This window comes from Streptosporangium sp. NPDC002607 (genome assembly GCF_053592655.1).
In genome coordinates this window covers 135,418-154,624 of the sequence record NZ_JBSFWD010000016.1, presented here as the reverse complement: position 1 = coordinate 154,624, position 19,207 = coordinate 135,418, and the positions used below count along the sequence as shown (strand labels likewise).

Annotated in this window: 18 protein-coding genes and 2 pseudogenes; 11 read left to right on the top strand and 9 right to left on the bottom strand. The window is 67.8% G+C overall.

Annotated elements, in window-relative coordinates:
• Window positions 1-660: 660 nt before the first annotated feature.
• The 3 genes from ACWD3H_RS20150 (at window position 661) to ACWD3H_RS20140 (ending at window position 3,857) form a co-directional block, all read left to right on the top strand.
• Complete coding sequence (locus ACWD3H_RS20150) at window positions 661-2,967, top strand: ATP-binding protein (protein WP_451956049.1); 2,307 nt, start codon at window positions 661-663, stop codon at window positions 2,965-2,967.
• A 267-nt stretch (window positions 2,968-3,234) separates the two neighbouring features.
• Entirely contained in the window at window positions 3,235-3,459 is a 225-nt protein-coding gene (locus ACWD3H_RS20145; protein ID WP_355625729.1) for a type II toxin-antitoxin system VapB family antitoxin, read from the top strand.
• The gene (locus tag ACWD3H_RS20140; RefSeq protein WP_451956048.1) at window positions 3,456-3,857 is read left to right on the top strand and encodes a PIN domain-containing protein; all 402 of its coding nucleotides are present in this window, start codon (window positions 3,456-3,458) and stop codon (window positions 3,855-3,857) included. Before ACWD3H_RS20145 ends, ACWD3H_RS20140 begins: the two co-directional genes overlap by 4 nt.
• Window positions 3,858-4,165: 308 nt before the next feature.
• On the opposite strand, the gene ACWD3H_RS20135 is transcribed toward ACWD3H_RS20140, so the two are convergent.
• From ACWD3H_RS20135 to ACWD3H_RS20120, 4 genes are all read right to left on the bottom strand, one after another.
• Window positions 4,166-4,765, bottom strand: a complete 600-nt coding sequence (locus tag ACWD3H_RS20135; RefSeq protein WP_451956047.1) for a methyltransferase family protein — start codon at window positions 4,763-4,765, stop codon at window positions 4,166-4,168.
• Between the two features lie 256 nt (window positions 4,766-5,021).
• On the bottom strand, window positions 5,022-5,564 hold the full coding sequence (gene lepB, locus ACWD3H_RS20130; RefSeq protein ID WP_451956046.1) for a signal peptidase I: 543 nt from the start codon (window positions 5,562-5,564) through the stop codon (window positions 5,022-5,024).
• A gap of 54 nt (window positions 5,565-5,618) precedes the next feature.
• On the bottom strand, window positions 5,619-6,080 hold the full coding sequence (locus ACWD3H_RS20125) for a hypothetical protein (protein WP_451956045.1): 462 nt from the start codon (window positions 6,078-6,080) through the stop codon (window positions 5,619-5,621).
• Window positions 6,081-6,272: 192 nt separating this feature from the next.
• Window positions 6,273-6,662 carry a hypothetical protein gene (locus tag ACWD3H_RS20120; RefSeq protein WP_451956044.1) on the bottom strand — a complete coding sequence of 130 codons (390 nt, stop codon included), beginning with the start codon at window positions 6,660-6,662 and terminating at the stop codon, window positions 6,273-6,275.
• A gap of 12 nt (window positions 6,663-6,674) precedes the next feature.
• On the opposite strand from ACWD3H_RS20120, the gene ACWD3H_RS20115 reads away from it, so the two are divergent.
• Window positions 6,675-7,208 (top strand): helix-turn-helix domain-containing protein, encoded by a 534-nt coding sequence (locus tag ACWD3H_RS20115; protein ID WP_451956043.1) that lies wholly within the window; start codon window positions 6,675-6,677, stop codon window positions 7,206-7,208.
• On the opposite strand, the gene ACWD3H_RS20110 is transcribed toward ACWD3H_RS20115, so the two are convergent.
• Window positions 7,169-8,497: an erythromycin esterase family protein gene (locus ACWD3H_RS20110; RefSeq protein ID WP_451956042.1), complete on the bottom strand. Its 1,329-nt coding sequence runs from the start codon at window positions 8,495-8,497 to the stop codon at window positions 7,169-7,171. The two genes, ACWD3H_RS20115 and ACWD3H_RS20110, sit on opposite strands and share 40 nt — an antisense overlap.
• 115 nt (window positions 8,498-8,612) lie before the next feature.
• On the opposite strand from ACWD3H_RS20110, the pseudogene ACWD3H_RS20105 reads away from it, so the two are divergent.
• Window positions 8,613-8,717 (top strand): annotated as a pseudogene (locus ACWD3H_RS20105) (bifunctional DNA-formamidopyrimidine glycosylase/DNA-(apurinic or apyrimidinic site) lyase); the annotation flags it as partial.
• On the opposite strand, the pseudogene ACWD3H_RS20100 reads toward ACWD3H_RS20105, so the two are convergent.
• Window positions 8,671-9,864 (bottom strand): annotated as a pseudogene (locus tag ACWD3H_RS20100) (MFS transporter); the annotation flags it as partial. The pseudogenes ACWD3H_RS20105 and ACWD3H_RS20100 sit on opposite strands and share 47 nt — an antisense overlap.
• Window positions 9,865-9,955: 91 nt before the next feature.
• Between ACWD3H_RS20100 and ACWD3H_RS20095 the strand changes: the two are divergent.
• The 4 genes from ACWD3H_RS20095 (at window position 9,956) to ACWD3H_RS20080 (ending at window position 13,551) form a co-directional block, all read left to right on the top strand.
• Window positions 9,956-10,858, top strand: a complete 903-nt coding sequence (locus ACWD3H_RS20095) for a LysR family transcriptional regulator (RefSeq protein ID WP_451956041.1) — start codon at window positions 9,956-9,958, stop codon at window positions 10,856-10,858.
• 108 nt (window positions 10,859-10,966) lie between these two features.
• The gene (locus tag ACWD3H_RS20090; protein WP_451956040.1) at window positions 10,967-11,446 is read left to right on the top strand and encodes a hypothetical protein; all 480 of its coding nucleotides are present in this window, start codon (window positions 10,967-10,969) and stop codon (window positions 11,444-11,446) included.
• Window positions 11,447-11,682: 236 nt separating this feature from the next.
• Entirely contained in the window at window positions 11,683-12,222 is a 540-nt protein-coding gene (locus ACWD3H_RS20085) for a signal protein (protein WP_451956039.1), read from the top strand.
• Window positions 12,223-12,516: 294 nt separating this feature from the next.
• Window positions 12,517-13,551, top strand: a complete 1,035-nt coding sequence (locus tag ACWD3H_RS20080; protein ID WP_451956038.1) for a hypothetical protein — start codon at window positions 12,517-12,519, stop codon at window positions 13,549-13,551.
• A 211-nt stretch (window positions 13,552-13,762) separates the two neighbouring features.
• Here the strand turns inward: ACWD3H_RS20080 and ACWD3H_RS20075 are convergent, their stop codons facing one another.
• The 3 genes from ACWD3H_RS20075 to ACWD3H_RS20065 form a co-directional block, all read right to left on the bottom strand.
• Entirely contained in the window at window positions 13,763-14,587 is an 825-nt protein-coding gene (locus ACWD3H_RS20075; protein ID WP_451956037.1) for an RDD family protein, read from the bottom strand.
• Window positions 14,588-14,979: 392 nt separating this feature from the next.
• Window positions 14,980-15,354: a nitroreductase/quinone reductase family protein gene (locus ACWD3H_RS20070; protein ID WP_451956036.1), complete on the bottom strand. Its 375-nt coding sequence runs from the start codon at window positions 15,352-15,354 to the stop codon at window positions 14,980-14,982.
• A gap of 116 nt (window positions 15,355-15,470) precedes the next feature.
• Window positions 15,471-16,226, bottom strand: a complete 756-nt coding sequence (locus ACWD3H_RS20065) for an SDR family oxidoreductase (protein WP_451956035.1) — start codon at window positions 16,224-16,226, stop codon at window positions 15,471-15,473.
• Window positions 16,227-16,296: 70 nt separating this feature from the next.
• On the opposite strand from ACWD3H_RS20065, the gene ACWD3H_RS20060 reads away from it, so the two are divergent.
• Window positions 16,297-17,199: a LysR family transcriptional regulator gene (locus ACWD3H_RS20060; protein WP_451956034.1), complete on the top strand. Its 903-nt coding sequence runs from the start codon at window positions 16,297-16,299 to the stop codon at window positions 17,197-17,199.
• A gap of 488 nt (window positions 17,200-17,687) precedes the next feature.
• The gene (locus ACWD3H_RS20055) at window positions 17,688-19,187 is read left to right on the top strand and encodes an IS110 family transposase (protein ID WP_451956033.1); all 1,500 of its coding nucleotides are present in this window, start codon (window positions 17,688-17,690) and stop codon (window positions 19,185-19,187) included.
• The last annotated feature ends 20 nt before the right edge of the window (window positions 19,188-19,207 follow it).

The window sequence follows — 19,207 nt, the reverse complement described above, 5'->3', positions numbered from 1 at the left end:
CCCGTAGGGCTGTAGGGCCAAGAAGAGGGATGGCGGAAACGAACCCCGGCCCGGTCCGGAAGTAAGGCAGCGGAAACAGCTCTTCGGCGTGGCCGGAACTCCGGGGAGAGAGCCCAACGCCGTTCCGCGACATCAAGGCGGCCGGGCTTGGCGAACCCGTCCGCGGAACTCGGCGGCCGGAGCGGGCCGGGCCACCCGCTCCGGCCGATCACCGGACGTTTGCGATCAGCAGCTCACCGTGCGCTCGTACTGGCCGTAGTGCCCGGCTGTCAGGCGTGGCCGCCCGGCCCGATGGACCTGGAGCCGCCTCGTTGGGGTTGTCGATCACGACGTTCTCGTGACATGTCGTCCTGCCGTAGCCCACGTCGCCGCGCCGAGGGGCCGTATCCGACGGTCACCCCGCACGCCTCGCCGCCGGCCGATCGCCATGCCGATCGCGACGACCACGCCCGTCATGCGATCGTCGGCGCTGCCCCCGCGGCGAGCGCCGTCTTCGCGTGCGGAACGTCAACTTTCCTCCAGTGGTAGGACCGGTGAGGTCCCTCCAGCGAACCAACCGCGGCGGTCCGGCGGCAGGCGCTCGACCGGCGGTTAACCGGCGGTTAGGCTGCGAACGCCACGAACGTGATCGAATACCGTGGACCGGCGGGAAGGGGATCGATGTTCGGCAGCGTGCTGCGTGACTTCCGGATTCGGGCACTGCTCACGCAGGAGGAGCTGGCCGCCCTGTCCGGCATCAGCGAGCGACAGATCCGCGCGATCGAGTCCGGCCGCGTCGCGGTGCCCCGGTCCAGCACCGTCCGGGTGCTCGCCGACACGCTGAAGCTGTCCCCGGCGGACCGGGCCGCCTTCCAGCTCGCCGCGCAGCCGGACGCCGGACACCCACCGGCGCCCGCGCAGTTACCCGCCGACGTCGACGGATTCACCGGTCGCGCCGAGGCGCTGCGCGCGCTCGACGCGGCCACAGCCGCGGTGGTCACCATCTCCGGGCCCGCCGGAGTGGGCAAGACCTCACTCGCCGTGCACTGGTCTCACCTGGTCGCGCCGAGCTTCCCGGACGGCCGGCTGTACGTGGACCTGCGCGGCTTTTCCCAGCACACCACGGTCGATCCGGCCGAGGTGGTCCGCGGATTTCTGGACGCCCTCGGGGTGCCGCCCGACCGCGTCCCGACCGGCTTCGCGGCGCAGGTGGCGCTCTACCGCAGCCGGTCCGCCGACCGCCACCTGCTGGTCGTGCTCGACAACGCCCGCGACGCCGACCAGGTCCGGCCGCTGCTGCCGGCCGGCCCGGCCGCCCGCACGGTCGTCACCAGCCGCCGGCAGCTCACCGCCCTGATCGCCGAGACCGGTGCCGCCGCGCTGACGCTGGACATCCCGGACATCGAGGAGGCGGTCGAGTTGCTCAGCCACCGGCTCGGCATCGGCGCCCCGCAGAAGACCGACTCGAACACCCGGTCACCCGCAGCCGAGGCCGGGCCGCACCGTTCCCGGTCCGCGGCGGACACCGGTCGGCGCCCGGGGCCTGAGGTCGCGGACGGTTACGCCGTGGCCGCGATCGCGGCCGCGTGCGGACGGCTCCCGTTGGCGTTGGCGCTGGTCGGTGCGCGGGCGCGGCTGACCGGTTTCCAGCCCGAGGCGATCGCCGCGGAGCTGCGCCACCCAGGGGGCCGGCTCGCGGCCCTCGAGATCGACGCCGTGTTCTCCTGGTCCTACGATGCGCTGAGCCAGGACGCCGCACGGCTGTTCCGGCTGCTCGGGCTCGCCTCGGGTGCCGACATCTCGGTGGCCGCCGCAGCCGCGCTGGCCGGCCGGGCGCTGCCCGATGTCCGGCGGACGCTGGCCGAACTGACCCACGCCAGCCTGATCACCGAGCATGCGCCCGGCCGCTACCGGATGCACGACCTGCTGCACGCCTACGCCGGCGAGCGCGCCCGGGCCGAGGAGTCCGAGGCCGTGCGGCAGGCGGCGCTGACCCGGCTGCTCGACCACTACACGCACACCGCGTACCACGCGGAGCTGGTGCTGAATCCGGTGCGCGCGCCCATCCCGATGACCCTCGGCGCGCCTGCGGACGGGGCCGAGCCGAAACGCGTGTTCGACCTCCCGGCCGCCCTGGCATGGCTGAAGACCGAGCAGGCGGTGCTGCTGACCGCGCTGCGGCAGGCCGAGGAGGAGGGCATGCACCGGCACGCGTGGCAGCTGAGCTGGGCGCTGGACACATTCCTGAACGACCAGCGGCGCTGGCACGACGAAGGGGCGGCGTGGGCGGTGGCGCTGCGCGCGGCGACCGCCATGACCGACCGCCCGGCGGCGGCGCACGCGCACCGCTTCCTGAGCGCGGTGAACGGCCGGCTCGACCGGTTCGACGACGCGCACGCCCACATGCGGCAGGCGCTCGAGCTGAGCCTCACCGCCGGAGACCGGGCGGGCGAGGCGGAAAACCGCTTCGTGCTGTCCTACGTGTACTGGCTGCAAGGCGACAGCGAGCGTGCGCTCGACCAGGCCGAGCAGGCGTTGTCACTCTTCACCGAGTTCGACGACCCGCTCTGGGCGGGCAAGGCCAGCCTCGCGGTGGGCTGGTACCACTCCGAGCTCGGCGCCTACCAACAGGCGCTGCAGTTCCAGCTGCGAGCGCTGGAGCTACAGCAACGGGCGGGTAACCGGGCCAACGAGGTGGTCACCCTGGACACGCTGGGCCTGCTCTACCAGCGGCTGGGCGACCCGGAGACCGCGATCCGGCACTACGGGCGTGGCCTCCGGCTGGCCGGCACGATGGACAGCCCCGAATTACGGGCCCAGCTGCTCGGGCACCTCGGTGACGCGAGCGAGGCCACCGGAGACCCGCAGACGGCCCGCGAGCGCTGGCTGGAGGCGTACGAGATCTTCCGCGATCTCGGCCACCCTCAGGCCGGTGACCTGCGCCGCAAGCTCCAGTCGCCCGGCTCCCGGGCCGCAACCTGGAAGTAACGGAATGCCGACGGTGCCCCATCCACAAAGGCCTGCCGGCCGGGGCGGCAGGCCGCGTCCGCCATCTCCACGCCGACGAGCGGCTCGGCCCCGGTAATCCCCGGCCTGCGCCTGTCAGCATCACGTTGGCCACCCCCGGCAACCGACAACCCCGACCTCATGGCAAGAACCTGATCCTCGTCTTCGCGCTTTCAGGTTGCGAACAGCATCTCTGGATCAACGCCGCTGATATACTAATCTCAATTCGTATATATAGGCGGGGGCATCATGACCAAGACACTGATCGACCTCGATGACGAGGCCCTGGCCGAGGCCGCGAAGTTGCTCGGCACCTCGTCCAAGAAAGACACGGTCAACGCCGCCCTGCGAGAGATCGTTGATCGACGCAGGCGGGCAGCGGCCGTGGCTCGCATGCGGGAGATGGTGGCTGAGGGTGAGATCGACTTCTCAGCCATCGATAAGGGTGACAGCGCGCACCAGGCCGTGGCGTGACAGAGCGCTACCTCATAGATACCAGCGCCTTGGTCCGCTTCTACCGCGGCCAAGTCGGGACAGAGTGGGACCAGACGGTCTCTGCCGGGCTCGTCGGCATCTGTGAGCCTGTTAGGCAGGAGTATCTCCGAGCTGTTGGCGGCCGACCAGCCTTCTACGAAGCCGGCAATCTGCTCCAGGAGACCTTTCCGTACTACGTCATCCCCGAATCGGCCTGGGACGAGACGAGCGAGTTGCAACGCGATCTCGCTGACAAGGGGTGGCACCAGAGCGCCTCCCCGGTCGATCTCCTCATGGCGGTGACGGCTCGGCATCACAAGCTCACCGTGCTGCATGCCGACGCCGACTTCGACACCATCTCCCGCCTGACCGGGCAGCCGTCGCGCTGGATCAGTTGACAATCTTCAGGGTTCTCGGGCACGTCCTGTTCTGGCTGAGGCGGACCGGCCCGGGGAGAGCGCACGCTTTATATGACGTCACCTACCACGCGGGCGCCTTTCTTGGCACCCGTGCGACAGGTCGACAACGGCACGGCGGCCTGAACCGGGAAAGGGATGGAACCACCGTGCCCGCTCAGGAGCGGCCGGTCCCGGCGAGCGCCCAGCGTTGAGTGATCGCGGTCATCCTCGTCAGGGGCATCGTCTGATCGACCTCGTTGCGTGGAATGGTGTGCCGGATCTCACGCCGTCGGCGGCGGGGGGCGAGGTTACTTGAGGCGGCCGATGCCAGGCACGAACCGGCCAACGGCCGCGGCGTAGAGCAAGTAGTCCTCGCCGTGCACACGGCGCAGGTAGGGCTCCTCCACCCGGCGGACCAGCAACTGGTTGGCGATCACGACGGCGACCAGCCCGGCCAGGCCGACCGCGGTGGGCGCCATGAGGGCCAATCCGGTGCACGTGACCAGCACAGCGGTCAGGATCGGGTTGCGGACCAACCGGAAGGGCCCCGAGGTGACCAGCGTGGTCTGCTCGTCGGGGTCGACACCGGCCCGCCAGGAATCACCCATCACCAGCTGGGCGGCGAAGGTGGCGACCATCCCCAGGACCGCCAGCACCAGGCCGCCGACCTCGACCAGCGAACTCTCCACCACAGGCCCCAGTCCCACCAGGGCGGCGACCGGAGAGACCACGCCCAGGGCCAGAGCACCCATCGCGGCCAGCCCGTCGATCCGCCGTTGCACCGGATCACGCCGGGCTGCCGCACGCCTGTCACCGGTGTCACCGGTGCGACGTACCTGAACCCACGTGCGCACGCCACCCACGAGCACCAGGAACGTGATGAACAGGATCAAAGCAGTGATCGCCATGGCAGCCGGCCTCCTCCTGTGCCTCCGTGAAGCCCTTCTCGACAGGTACGTCGATGCCCGAGATCATCACGATGTGAGCTGGGTGACACGATTCTCCCGGCATCCCACGTCACCCGCCAGACGCCAGAAGATCTACAAGACAGGCCCTGACTGTCCGGAACCTCTGAAGCACTTCAAAGCGACAGGAGCGATCAGAGCACCGGTCCACACCAGCAGCCATGAGCACCGCGACCGTCGAACGCTTCATGAGCGGGTTCTACCTCGCGGTGCTGACATCGATGACTCCGATGACGTTGGACACGGGGACGGTGCCGTCGGCCCCCGCGCGATGGTGGCCACGCGAGTCACGAGAGACATCGCGATTGTCGCCTTGGACCCAGATACGTCCCTCCGGGATGACCATCGGCCCGAAGGTCAGATTCGAAGCCCGCTCGTTGGTCACATACGGTTCATCCACCGGCTTGCCGTCAACGACCATCCGATGCCGCAGGTCGCAGCAACCGACCGTGCTCCCTGGAACTCCGATGACTCGCTTGATCATGTAGCCACCGCTACCGCCCCACGACTCCGGGGGCAAAAAGGCGATGACGTCACCCGCCTTGGGCACGTACGTCCCGTCGGTCACCCGGCCGGTGACCACGTCACCCATCTTGAGCGTAGGCATCATCGCTTCGCTCGGTTCGCGGTAGGACTCTTTTCCGGTCATCTTGGAAATCAGCGGCTGAGGTATAACCGAGCAGGCGGAAGCCCCTACCACCACAAGCGAAACAATCAGGATATACAGCCCGCGAAACACCATTGCAGCATTATCTGAGCTAGACATCACTCGCGCCTCATCACGATCTCCTCGATGTCAACACCAGCCCCCGCCGCCGGTCATGGAAGAGGTCACGTCTACGTCGTACTCCTCGCCTTCCTCCTTCACGACCCACACAGAGAAGCCAACATCTCTACCACCAACGGACTTGACGAAGCAGCTCACCCCTTCACCGTCATCCCCCGGAGGGGGTTTCCAGCCATCCATGATCGCGGCGTCTCGATAGAAGGACAGCACATCGGCTACCGGGCCTGAAGAGCGATAGGACTGCAACACGTTCACTAGCCGGCCATCACCGTGGCAACCGGAGCTGCGTCCCCCCTGGGGCGTCGCGGTCGCCGGATGAGCATCGAGAATGCTGAGCGTGGTTAAGGAAGCGGCGAGCCGGTCATCCTCAGCGGTACACCCATCGGGAAGCATCAGGAAAGCGACAAGAGCGACCAAAGCAGCAGCGCCCCCTACGCAGACGACAAGCACCGCAATCGTCGAGCGCTTCATGGTCGGGAGCCTAGGTCCCTGCTTACTCACCGAACAAGCTTTTCTGTGGCCGTACACCCGGGGCATCTGCTTCTCTGACCTGGTGACTCAAGTGCTTGATTTGGTTGTGCGGTTCGCTGACAGACGCGGGTGGCTCCACCGGATACCGCACTTACGCGCGGGCGCGTGAGGCGCGCCACCGGCCCGAGAGACTCAGGCGTTCTTCCGCCAGATGAGGACAGCGGCGACGGCCAGCAACACGATCGCCGCTACGTCGATCCGCGCCACGCGCATCGTCGCGCTGTTGAGACCCGACGTGGAGTACGCGAGCAGCAGGAACGATCCCATGCTGATCGCCCCGGCCGTGACGGCGGGGATACGCAGCGACGAGATGAACGCCGCGCAGATCAGGGAGAGCCCGACGAGCCCCAGTAGGACGGCCCGGTGGCGCAGGAGCACCGTCAGGTCGGCGGAGTGAGCGCCGTCGACCGACACTCCGTACGCCGTCGTAATCTGGGACGGCGCGAACGCGACGAAGCCGGGGAGGAGGTTCACCGCCCCGGCGAGGAGAAGCAGAGCGGTCGCGGCGCGGTCAAGCCACATCTCAGTCCTTGTATGGGGAAAAGGGGCGATCGAAGTGCTGGCCAGCATGCCCGCATGCAACCAGCACCGCTTTCAGAAACGTGTCGTGATCGGGCTGCGCTGTGGTTGTGGCCCAGTCAGGCGCTGTACGTCGGCCTGTCCATGTCGGCGTTCCTCCGGCTCTTCCGAGCCCAGACGGGGACGACGTGCCGCCGCTACCGTCTGTGGGCGCGCATGCTACGGATGGCCACCCTGCTGGAAACATGGCCGGATCTGAGCACGGCGGCCGTGGAGGCGGGCTTCGCCGGCCCCTCCCACTTCAGCAGCGCCTTCCACGCGATGTCTGGTCCCCGGCCCAGCCGGCGACCACACCTGCTCACCGCGTACGCGTACACCCTGGGCTGGCACGCATCAAATAACGCGGCGAACTCCTCATCGTTCGGCGACTCTTCACCAGGTAATGGTCGAAGGCGGGCCTGTCTTACGGCAGCGGCACGGCTCCGGGTAATGGTGGAAGCCCGCGGCCATCAGGACAGCGGGCGTGCCGCCGTGGTCTCGTGCAGATAGATCAGCGCGTCGTAGGACTTCCCGAGCGAGACCATGCGCTCGGGCTCGGGCCAGAGCCTGCCGGCGTCACGCGTACGCCGCGGCCTGTCGAGCCAGGCGCGGGCCGAGGCGGACGTGGTGCGCATGTCCAGGAAGTAGTCGGACGGGCTGACCCGGCTCAGTGCATGGTTGTTGCCTCCCTTCTCGGGAGGCCCGACCGTGACGGTCCGCCACCGGCCGTTCGCGTCCTGCGCCCTGAAAGACCCCTGGCCGAAGGCGAGACCGATGGTGACATAGCGGGTGCCCAGCCGGTCGCGCAGGAAAGCGCCCTGCACCTTGGGGTAGAGCTTCGCGTCGTACGGCAGGTATGCCACGTGTGCGTTGTGGGCCGACAGGAGCATCTTCGCCCCCGTGTGCTCATGCCACCATGCGACGTTGTCAGCCATGATCTTGTCCCGGTACCGGAGAGCCTTGCTCACCTGCTCCGGGTCGTCGGTGTCGAAGGACAGCGCGGTGGCGCTCTGGACGATTGAGCGCGCGTTCTGCACGGCCCACGCGTACTTGTCCCGGTCCGGCCCCGGATGCCGTCGCAGCAGGTCCAGGGCCTGGCCGGCCTGGGACACCAGCGCTTCGCGCTCGGTCAGCGGCAGGCTCAAGAAGGCGTCGGCATCCCGCACGGCGCGCAGGTTCCGGTAGTGGGCATCGATCTCCGGCAGGAGGGCGGGCTGGTAACGCCGCACGTAGTCGGTGACCATCTTGATGAGCTGCCCGCCCACCGCCGGATAGTTGGCATCGTCGCCCATGAACTGAATCTTCCTCACGTGGTGCGTGTTGTAGCCGCGCATCCACCTGATGAGGTCCAGGTATTCCTGGACGGCCCACATGTCCAGCTTCCCGAACTCCTCCTTCATGATCTCTCTCGGGTTGCCCTTCCCATGGAGGACGTAGTCGTTCAGCCGCAGCCCGGCGCTCCAGCCCGCTTCGAGCGAGAACGTCGTGAACCCCTTCTCCTCAACGAGGTAGCGGAACACCCTGTGCTTCATCGTGAAGAACTCATGTGCTCCGTGCGTGGCCTCGCCCAGCCCCACCACCGCGGCCTCGCCCACCGCCCGGCCGAGCGGGCGAAGGTCACCCAGATCGCCGGACGGCGCGGTATGGCGCAGGGAATGGGCTTTGCGGCGCAGTTCGGGTACGGGATCGTGACCGCTTGCCGCCGCAGCGGGCGGTGCCAGGGCGGCCGTCCCCACGACCGCCAGCAACGCGGCGGCGAGGAATGAAGCGAGCCGGTGCTGACGGGATGCGCTCCGCATGCGTACTTCTCCTGGTGGATCGGGGTACTCCGTCCCGCCACAGCATGTCAGCGGGGCTGAGGCGAGCGCGATGCGGCCAGCAGGAAGATCGGTGATGTGGCCGGCACTACCGATCCGGTCGATACGGCCCTCCTCCCGCTGCGGCACCCCGATCAGGCGCGATCCTTTCATGAACCGATCGTCCTACTCCTGCCCGAGCCGCCGGCGGTGGCCGCGCTGACCACGGCGAGCGCCGCTCCCACCCACATCACCGCGGAGATCGACACGCTGTCCACGATCCGGCCGCCGGCGAACGAGCCGAGCGCGATGGAGACGTTGAAGGCACCGACGAAGAGCGCCGTGCCCATTTCGCCGCCGCCCGACCGCATGATCCAGAGCTGCAGGGTCACCCCCACGCCGCCGTAGCCCAGGCCCCACACCATGAGCACGATCAGGGGTAGGCCGACCAGGGGCAGCGCCGCCATGGAGAGTGCCATCAGCACGGCCAGCGTGACCAGGACCGGCTTGGGGTTCCTGGCCGCCCATGCGCCTGCCGCGAAGTTGCCGGCCACGCCCGCGGCGCCGTACAGGAGGAGGGCGGTGCTGACGAGAGCGGGGCCGGCGTGCGAGACCTGCTCCAGGAACGGCCGGACGTAGGTGTAGGCCGCGAAGTGGCCGGACACGATCAGGACGGTCAGGACGAGGACGACCCTGAGCCGGCCGGAGAGCCACGTGAGCCGTCCCTCCGACGCGCGGGCCGGGGCCTCGCGGGGCAACGGCTCGGACGCGCGGGCTCGGGGTTCGCCGGGCAGGGACGGCAGGGTGGTGGCCAGCAGCGCGAGTAGGGCCAGGGCCAGCACCCCCATGGCGATGAACGCGGTCCGCCACCCCGCGAACGACGAGATGAACGTCGCCAAGGGCACCCCCAGTACCGACGCCACCGACACCCCGGCCAAGATGATTGACGTGGCCCGCCCGACGGACCCTTCGGGCACCAGTCGCGGGCCGAGTCCGGCCGCGAAGGCCCAGAACCCGCCGATGCTCACCCCGGTCAGCACCCGGGCGGCCAGCATGACGGGGTAGTTCGGCGCGAACGCGCCCGCCAGGTTGGCCACCGCCAGCAGCGCCATCAGCCCCAGCAGCGTGATGCGCCGGTCGAGCCGTCGGGTGGTGATCGCCAGCACGGGCGCGGAGACGGCGGCGACCAGTCCGGGCGCCGACATCATCAGCCCGGCCGTCCCGTCGGAGACGCCGAGGGTGGCGGCGATCGAGGTCAGTAGGCCAACGGGCAGCATCTCGCTGGTCACGATGGTGAAGGTGCCCACCGCGACCGAGGACACGGCGAGCCAGCGCGCCCGGGGGGCGGCGGAAACATCAGTCATGGTCATGCCGGCCAGCTTTCTGCCGGCCACCAGCGGGAACAATGGCGAAGGTCGAAGGCTTGGTTTAGATGGACTAAGCGATCGGATGGAGGTGGGGGTGGAGTTCAGGGAGCTGGAGTGCTTCGTCGTGCTCAGCGAAGAGCTGCACTTCGCGCGTACGGCCGAGCGCCTCTACCTGTCACCCGGCAGGGTGAGTCAGCTCATGCGCTCGCTGGAGACCAGGCTCGGCGGCCGGCTCTTCCACCGGACCAGCAGGCGCGTGCGCCTCACGCCCCTGGGCGAACGCTTCCTGGCCGACCTACGCCCCTCCTACGACGGCCTCGCGAACGCGGTCAGCCGGGCCAAGGCGGCCGCCCGCGAGGTGACAGGCGTGATCAGGATCGGCTTCCTGGCCACGCCCACGGATGTCGTCACCGGCAGCGTGCGTGCCTTCGAGCGCTGGTACCCGGGGTGCGAGGCGGAGCTGGTGGAGATCCCGCTCTCCGACCCCTTCGGCAGGTTGCGGGCCGGGCAGGTGGACATCGCGTTCACGCTGCTCCCGGTGGACGAGCCCGATCTGGCGACGGGTGAAGGACTGAACCGGGTCTCGTACCAGCTCGGTGTCTCCTCGCACCACCCGTTGGCCGCCCGTGCGAGCATCGGCGCGGAGGAGCTGGCCGGCGTATCCCTGATCGGCCTGGACGGCCCGGCTCCGCGCACGTGGCGCGAGCGTGTGGCGCCGTCCGCAACCCCTTCCGGCCGTCCCATTCCCCTGGCCGGTACGGTGGCCACCAGCCAGGAGGGACTGACCCAGGTGGCGCTCAACCGGGGCGGCATGTTGCTCTGCACTCCCACGGCGGCTCACCACGGGCGCCCGGATGTCAGCTTCGTCCCCGTCACGGGGTTGCCTCCCTCGATCCTCGGCCTGGCTTGGGTGAAGGCGGCGGAGACGGCGGCGATCCGGGCGTTCAACGAGGCGGCCGTCGGGCACGCGCTCGGGGTACCGACCTTGAAAGGCTGAGGTCACATTCGGCACGGGCCGGTCATGGCTCTCGATTTCCCTGGCTGTACGCCGGAGATATGAGATATCCAGGCAGCGGAGGACTGTCGGCTCGGGCGCGGCTGCAACGTGCCGCGCTTCCGCAAGTCCCGTGGCGAAGAGCTCCTGTCCACCCTCCTTGACCTGCAAGAGCCCGGCCAGATAAGACTCAGTCTGCGCGAATCCTTCGACGTCATCTGCGGCGGCCTTGCCGTACGCCTGCGGGACCGGCCACCCCTCTGGCGCTGGCTTCTCTACCGAACCCTCTTCGTGCGACTGCCGTCGAAGTACCGCATGTGGGCCCGCGACGACATTCACCGGCGCTTCTACATCTTCCGCCGCTACTACGGCCCGCTAGGGACGATCGCCTACGCCGCGGGGCTGGTCATCGTCATCTTCTTCGACGAAGAACCCTTCAGAGCCTTGGGAATAACGCTGGGCCTCGGCCTCGGGTACCTCATGCGGGGTATTGGTGCCCAGAAAGTCCGGAGGAGGGAGCTTGCGAGGTACGGCTTCGGCCCCGACGGCTCTCCCATCCGTCCTCGGCCAGACAAGGAACGCTCTCGGTAACGGCGTTCGGCAAGGCCCGACGGAGAAAGGCCGCGGCAGCCGATCATTCCGGCACCGTACAGCGGCACCGAAGTCAGCGATCGTCACGACCCCTGTCGTCGCCGACATCTTCTGATCCGTATGGAAGGGCGGATGCTCGTCGGGTCTATGATTCCCGAATGTCTCTTAGGTCCGCTATACCGCTTCTGCTGGCTGTTGGTCTCCTTGCCGGCTGTGGGGTGGCTCAAGAGAGCAACGTGGACAGAATTGCCTCTCCGAAATCGGCCGCCTCGGCGGTAGAGACGATCCAGGGACGCTGGTGGACCTGGGCGGCCTCGGAAGGCGAGAGCACGAACCCTGTGACGGACACGACCGGGGAGTTCTGCGACCGGAACCAGCCGGAGGATGTGTGGTTCCTCGCCGGAACCTTCGGCGGCACCTTGCAGCGGACGTGCAAGGTGCCCGCGGGGCGGCCGATGGTGTTCCCACTGGTGAATCGGGTCTGCTCCGAGGCGGTGTGCAAGGAGTTCATGGCCACCGCCGAAGGCAGAGCCACCCTCGACGGTAAGCCGGTCACGCCTGAACGGATGGAAGACGACAACGTCGCCGTGACCGGTGTGGCGGGCAACCCTCTGACAGGCGAGGAGGGAACGGCCACATCCTACGCTTGCGGCATCTGGGTGCGTCTCCAGCCGCTGCAGCCTGGCCGTCACACACTGACCGTTCGTGGATCCTCCGGCGACTTCCGCACAGGCGTTGATTACACACTCATCGTCGAGGCCGAGCAGCAGGCATGAGTGCACCCTGAGATTTCGATGAGTGGTCGGTGAGGCCCAGCGGCTACCGCTCCGCCTACAACTGGGGCAATGTGGCCCGCAATAGGGATGATTGTCCGTTTTTCAGGCGGACCAATCACCCTGTTCGGATGCCGAATGCCGTGGTCAGAGGGTGGTGGACGGTAGCCGAAGTGAGTCCGCGCGTGGGGACGTTGCTGTCAGGGTTGCTGTCGCCACTCTTCCGGGGGCCTGACGGCTGTCCACTACTCTCGCCTGAGTTGATCTGTTTTCGGGGGCGAAGACGGAGAGGGCGCCATGACTCGGGTACCGGAGGCGGGGACGCAATCCCCTGTAACGGCGGCGTTCCGCTTCGGCGCAGTCCTGGCCGCGTCGGGGCCGGTGATCTTGACGACCTTCGATGTCGGCAAGCAGAGTTTCGGCTGGTTCTGTTCCGCGACGGGCTCCGCTCCCTCCGCGATGGAGGGTCCCTACGCACTGGAGAACGCGCCGGGAGGGCTGCTGTTCTGGGGCGTTCTCCTGCTGCCGGTCGTCGTGGCCGGCCTTCTCCTGCGCGGGTCCCGTCGGGCCATGCTCTCTGCCGTCGCTGTAGTCGGCACCGTGCTCGCGTTTGGGCTCGTCACCGCGTTTCTCCTGCCGGGCCCCGACCCGTGCACCGGGCAGGAACGTGCGGTCGTGCCGCCCTGGCCCCTGATCGTCTGCTACCCGGTGGCTGCGGGGGCGCTGCTCCTCGCGGCCCGATCCCCCCTGCCCAGGAGACGGTACGGGATCATCCTGTGGGCGGGCGCCATTACCGCGGCGGCGTGGGCGGCGATGTTCCACCGCTTCACGGTCACATACGACAGGTTCCTCGTAGTCAGCTACGTCCTCGTCGAGGTTCCGGAGTCACCCTGGGACGGCCTCGCCTGGTGGTCCGGTGACGCCGACAGGATCGGCCTGCCGGTCGTTCTCGTCGCATCGGCGGCGGCCGCGACAGCCACCGCTTCCACCCGATGGGGACGCTCAGCCGGCACCGCGGCCGCGGCTGCTCTTCTCCTCTTCCCGCTGCTCGACGTCGCGACGTACACCAGCCAGTACAGCGGCGACTTCCAAACACCTTTCGCCGATTCGGTGCGATGGCCCCTGCTTCTCGCAGCCATCCTCGTCGCATCAGCCACGTGGAGTCCCCGGATGCGGATCTCTTGGGCCGGGACCGTCCACCTAGCTCGAAGCCTGATCCGCGGACAGTCGAAGAGCATGATCGCCGGACGGACGAAGAATCTCGCCGTCGCAGTCGTGATCGCGGCCGCCACCGTCTGGCTGATCGTTTCGTCCTTCACGCCGACACGGTAGGAGCACAACGACACAGGTCCCCGGCCCGGAGCGGCATCTACGCCCAGAGCACTTCATTACGAGTTAAGGGACGATCGTCCAGGACCGTCCACAGCCGTCTTCCGGGCCTGATCGGACAAGCTCTGTGAGGTCTCTCAGTCCACAGTCGTCCAGGGCCGTCCAGGCCTGTGGTTAGCATCCGCGTTAGCAAGATCACGCAAATGATGTCGGGTCAGGTCTGCGGCTGAGCGTTCTTCACCCGGTCGCGCACCACCGCGGCGCCCAGCCAGCGGTCATGCAGAACACGGCCATCAGGATCAAGGAGCATCCACAACCCGCCCGCGAGAAGACACCACAACCCGACGTCGGGGACGAAAGCGAGGAGGGGGAAGACCAGCGTGCGGAGCGCGGTCCTGCCCGCGCTCAGCCGTCCACCCGTCCGCACGGCGATGACCCGAACACCCAGCAGCCGCTTGCCCAGCGTCCGCCCCCACAGAGCGTGCTGCACCCAGAAGTAAAGGAACAACCCGCCCAGGATGGTCAGTCCCACGGGCTTCACGCTGCCCCGGAACACGTACGCTTCGGCCCACTCCAGAAGCCCGAATCCCATGCGAACCTCGATGTCGATGTCGATCAAGAGCCAGGCCACCCCCACGACAGCGCTGAAGACCGCAACAACGATCAAATAGTCGACCAGGGCCGCCACCGGCCGACGCCACACCATCCCGGCCTGTGACTCGCCCGGCTCCCCCGCGGCGGCGGACCGCATCGCCCGCGACGCGGCGAACACCAGCGCCGCGGCCACCAGGAGACACAGCTGGGTGATCCCCCACCCACCGGCCGCCCCTCTGAACCAGCCGGCGCTGAACAGCGAGATCGTCTCATCGCAGCTCCTCCGATAGCTGTACAACGAGGCGAGCGGTTCGATGACCGCGATCAGGACGAGGAGCCCCGCCACCCGCCGGCCCGTCACCCCGGGGTCCCTACGGCCGAGACACGCCATGAGGCCGAGCAGGACCACGAGGGCCGCAACCACCCAGTCCTCCGCGATCTCCATAACCGCTTCAAGATCACGGCGCAGCGGGGCAAGCGGTGACAGCGTCGATTCACCGCTGTACCGGCATACGGAGCGGGAGGAATACTTCCGGCTCATGGTGGCCGACGTTGTCGTCAGCGTTGTCGTCAGGCTCCGTCTCCCTGAACTGACCTTTGCCCAGCTTCCATGGCCAGTTCGAGATTGTTCACAGACATCCGCAGGTGTACGGAGGACCTGCTTATAAACCCTGGTCCTTGATCAATCTCCATTAGCGTTCCACCACGCTCGGAGACGGCGTTAGAACTTGCATTAGCAAGATCGGGCGCAGTGGCGAAGCGTTGTCGTACCCATGGGCTACACCCACACCGACGAATGGCTCTCACATAAGCGTTGGTAATGCGCGACCCCAACAATCAGCCGCGGGTCGCCCGATCGAGAAGGTCCAGGCGGAAGACGGGGTGGTCGTCGGGGTCGGGGAGGTGGTCGAGGAGGCGGCGCACCTCTCCGGTGCCCCAGCGGGACCGGTAGGCGGCGACGACCTCTTCGCGTCGATCACCGGCCAGTTCCACGGCCTGGTATCGGTCTCGGTGGCCGCGTCGGCTGATGGTGCAGTGGCCGGCAGCACGAAGGTTGCGCACCCATTCTGTTTGGCCCCGCACCGATACCAGGTAGCGGGCGTCGGCGAGTTCGACGACGTTCACAGGAACCCGTTGGAGGGCGCCCGTGGTGCGCCTTGGAACGTGCAGGGTGCTGGCCGCCCCCAGCCATCGGACGAGCGGATTGATCATATGGACGGTAAACCAGCCCGGCCGTCGGTAGCGCGGTGTCATGCGATCGCCTCTTGGGGTCATGGCCTGGCATTGTCGGTCGACATGTCCTGGGCACGTCGGCAGCACTGGAGCGCTCACCACGGCACCTGGCCATGGTCGTTGAACAGGCCGCCGGTGGGTCCGTCAGGTCCGAGCGTGGCAAGCCGTACCGCGATCACGGCGCCGTGCGCAGCGGTGCGGTCGGAGGTGAAACCGCTTTGCCCTATCAGATCGGTGTCGCAACGGCCCGGATCCGCAGCATTGATGAGAATCTTGGTGTCGCGCAGGGCTTTGGCGTATTGCACGGTCAACGCGTTCACGGTGGTCTTCGACGGCCCGTATCCCAGGAACGCCGGCACCTGAGCGAGCGGGCCGTCCGGGTCGCTCATGAGGGCGAGCGATCCGACGCTGCTGGAGAGGTTGACGATGCGCGCCGCGGGTGAGCGGGTCAACAGCGGCAACATCGCTTCGGTTACCCGGATCACCCCCAACACATTGGTGTCGAACACCTCGCGGACGGCGTCCACGTCAGCGCCGGCGGGGGCCTGATCTGCGCCGCCGCTGATCCCGGCGTTGTTGATCAGGACGTCGAGGCGGCCGAACCGGTCGTCGATGTGCACGGCAGCCGCGTCCACCGATGGAGCGTCGGTGACGTCCAGCGCGACCGGCCAGACGTCGCCGCCGGCCAGTCGCAGGGCGGCGACGGCCTCGTCACGTCGGCGCGGATCCCTCGCTCCCACCAGCACCGTCATCCCGAGCGCCGCGAGCTGCCGGGCGATCTCCAACCCGATGCCCTTATTCGCCCCTGTCACCAGGGCGACCTCGCCGTGGTGGCTGATTTCATCGGTCATGGCTCGATCTCACCAATCCGATCGACGATCGGGCCAACACCAACTCCGCCCCAACCGATACCCTGCCGGTATGGATCCACTGGAGGTCCGCGAACTGCGCTACTTCATCGCCGTGGCCGAAGAGCTTCACTTCGGCCGGGCGGCCGAGCGCCTCGGTATCGCCCAACCGCCGCTATCTCGCGCGATCCAACGGATCGAACGCCGCCTCGGCGTCACGCTGCTGGAACGCAGTAGCCGCTCGGTCCAGCTCACGCCGGCCGGTGAGACTCTGCTGCGCGAGGGCCGAACGGCGCTGGCCGCAATGGCGCGTGCCGCGCGGTCCGCGCGACGGGCCGGCGAGCCGGAACCTCAGCTGGTCGTGGCGATGAAGGCGGCCGGTGATGGCGGTCTCCTGCCCGACCTGCTCGCCACGTATCGCGCCCAACACGCTGACGTCCACGTCGATGTGCATATCTGCGGCGCCGGAGAACAGGCGAGCCTGCTACGCGACGGCCGCGCCGACGTGGCGTTCATGCACAGCCCGCAGCAAGACTTCGCCGGGCTCGACACCATCGACCTCCTCGTCGAGCACCCGGTCGTGGTACTGCCCCGGCATCACCGCCTGGCCGGGCGAGACCGCCTGTCCATGGCCGACCTGTCCAGCGAGACGATGCCCATCTGGCGCGGCGCGCAGCCCGCCGACGCAGTCGGCCCGCAGGTACGCGACACCGGTCAACTCGCCCAGCTCATCACCTGGGGCCACGTCGTGGCGCTGCTGCCCGAATCCGTCCGTGACCACCTGCCCCGCAGTCTGGTGTGCGTACCGGTCCTCGACGCCCCCACCACCACGCTGATGCTCGCCTGGCCAGCGGGCAGTCGATCGCCGCAACTCGCCGCATTCGTCCATGCCGCAATCACCGCTGCACGCCAGCCAACCTCCGGAACCCAACCGAACGCCGCCCGCCTCGGATGTGAGCCTCCCCTCGCAACGTAGCGGCATCGCCTTAGGCCAGCACTCCATGAGAGCGCCCACTGCTCACGATTCTGAAGGTGCAACCAAGCCCTGTGATGGCGGTCCTATTGGCCAACCTCAAGTTCACCCCGCCTGACATCACGAAGAACTGACGTTGCCGTCCGTTGGTCGTCAATGCCAAACACGAACGCCCCGAGCGTAGTCTGCTCGAGGCGTTTGGGCTTCTCAGTTGCTGTGGTCAGGGGCGGGGTCGAACCGCCGACCTTCCGCTTTTCAGTCCATGTTGTCGCTGGCGCTGACGCCCCCCGGGCGTGAAAATCGGGAGTGGTTGCCCGCCGACGTCGTGTTCCGCCTGGTGCCGGTTCGAGGCCGTTTTTCAGTCTGACGCGGGAGCCGCTCGAGGGGCCCCCGACTGTCGCTTCGAGCACGTGAGCCCGGCTCTCCACTGTCCCCGACGGCTCCCCGGGCAACCACCCCCATCCGCCCCCGGGAGCCAAAGAGGCATCGCCATGGAGGACACCACCCACGAACCACTCGAACTCATCGACCGCGTCGCGGCCATCGACATCGCCAAGACCACTCTGATGGTGTGCGTGCGCGTCCCGCACGAGGAGCGACCTGGCCGGCGCCGTCAAGAAGTCCGCGAGTACTCCACGCTGATGTCCTCACTGCTGGACCTGGCCGACTGGCTGCGCTGCCAAGGCGTCACCCTGGTCGCGATGGAGGCAACCTCCGAATACTGGAAGCCCGTCTACTACCTGCTGGAAGCCGAAGGGTTCACCTGCTGGCTGCTGAACGCCAAGCACGTCAAGAACGTCCCCGGCCGCCCCAAGACCGACAAGCTGGACGCGGTCTGGCTGGCCAAGGTCGTCGAGCGCGGCATGTGCCGTCCCAGTCTGGTGCACCCCAAACCGATCCGGCAGCTGCGGGACCTGACCCGCTATCGGCGCACCCTGGTGCGCGAGCGCACCCGCGAAAAGCAGCGCGTGGAAAAGCTCCTGGAGGACGCGCAGATCAAACTGTCCAGCGTGATCAGCGACGTCTTCGGCGTGTCCGGCCGGCAGATGCTCGCCGCGCTGATCAACGGAGAACGCAACCCCAGAGTGCTGGCGCAGATGGCACGCGGAGCCATGCGCGCCAAGATCAGCGTGCTGGAAGAGGCCCTGACCGGTCACTTCACCGACGAGCACGCCTTCCTCTGCCAGCTGATGGTCGGCCGCATCGACGACCTGACCGCCAAGGTCGAGCAGGTCTCCGCCCGGATCGCCGATCGGATCGCCCCGTATGCCGCCGCGGCGGCCCAACTGGATGAGATCACCGGGGTGGGCGCCATCGCCGCACAAGAGATCATCGCCGCACAAGAGATCATCGCCGAGATCGGGGTGGACATGAGCCGCTTCCCCACCGCGGCCCACCTGGTGTCCTGGGCCAAGTTCGCGCCCATCGACAAGAACTCCGCCCGGCGCAAGAAGGGTGGCTCCACCGGCAAGGGCAATCCGTGGATCGCCGCCACCGTCGGGGAGATCGTGGCCACCACCTCCCGCTCCAACACCTTCCTCGGCGAGCGCTACCGGCGCCTCGCCCGACGCAGGGGCCGAAAACGCGCCATCGTCGCCATCGGCAACTCCGTACTGACCGTCATCTGGCACCTGCTGTCGAACCCCGAGGCCCGCTTCACCGAGGATGCTTCCGTAAGGGGACGTTGCTGTCATTGCTGCTGTCACCTACAACGTCCGCAAGGTCGCCACCGACTACCACGCCCACCACCACAAACCCATCAGCCGCGACACCCTCCGCGCCCGGCTCGGCGTGTCCAACCAACTCGCCTCCGACCTACTGCGCCACCTACGGACCGCATCCGACCCCACCTAGCGAAAAGGAGAACCCACATGACCGACAACCGCGCCGCCTCTACGTCTCGAAGTAACGCCCACCTGAGCAAGCGAGGCCGCGTGTCTTCCCAGACACGCGGCCTCGCTGCTCGTACGGGGACATTCCCGGGGCCGTGAACTCTGCCACGGGCGAGAAC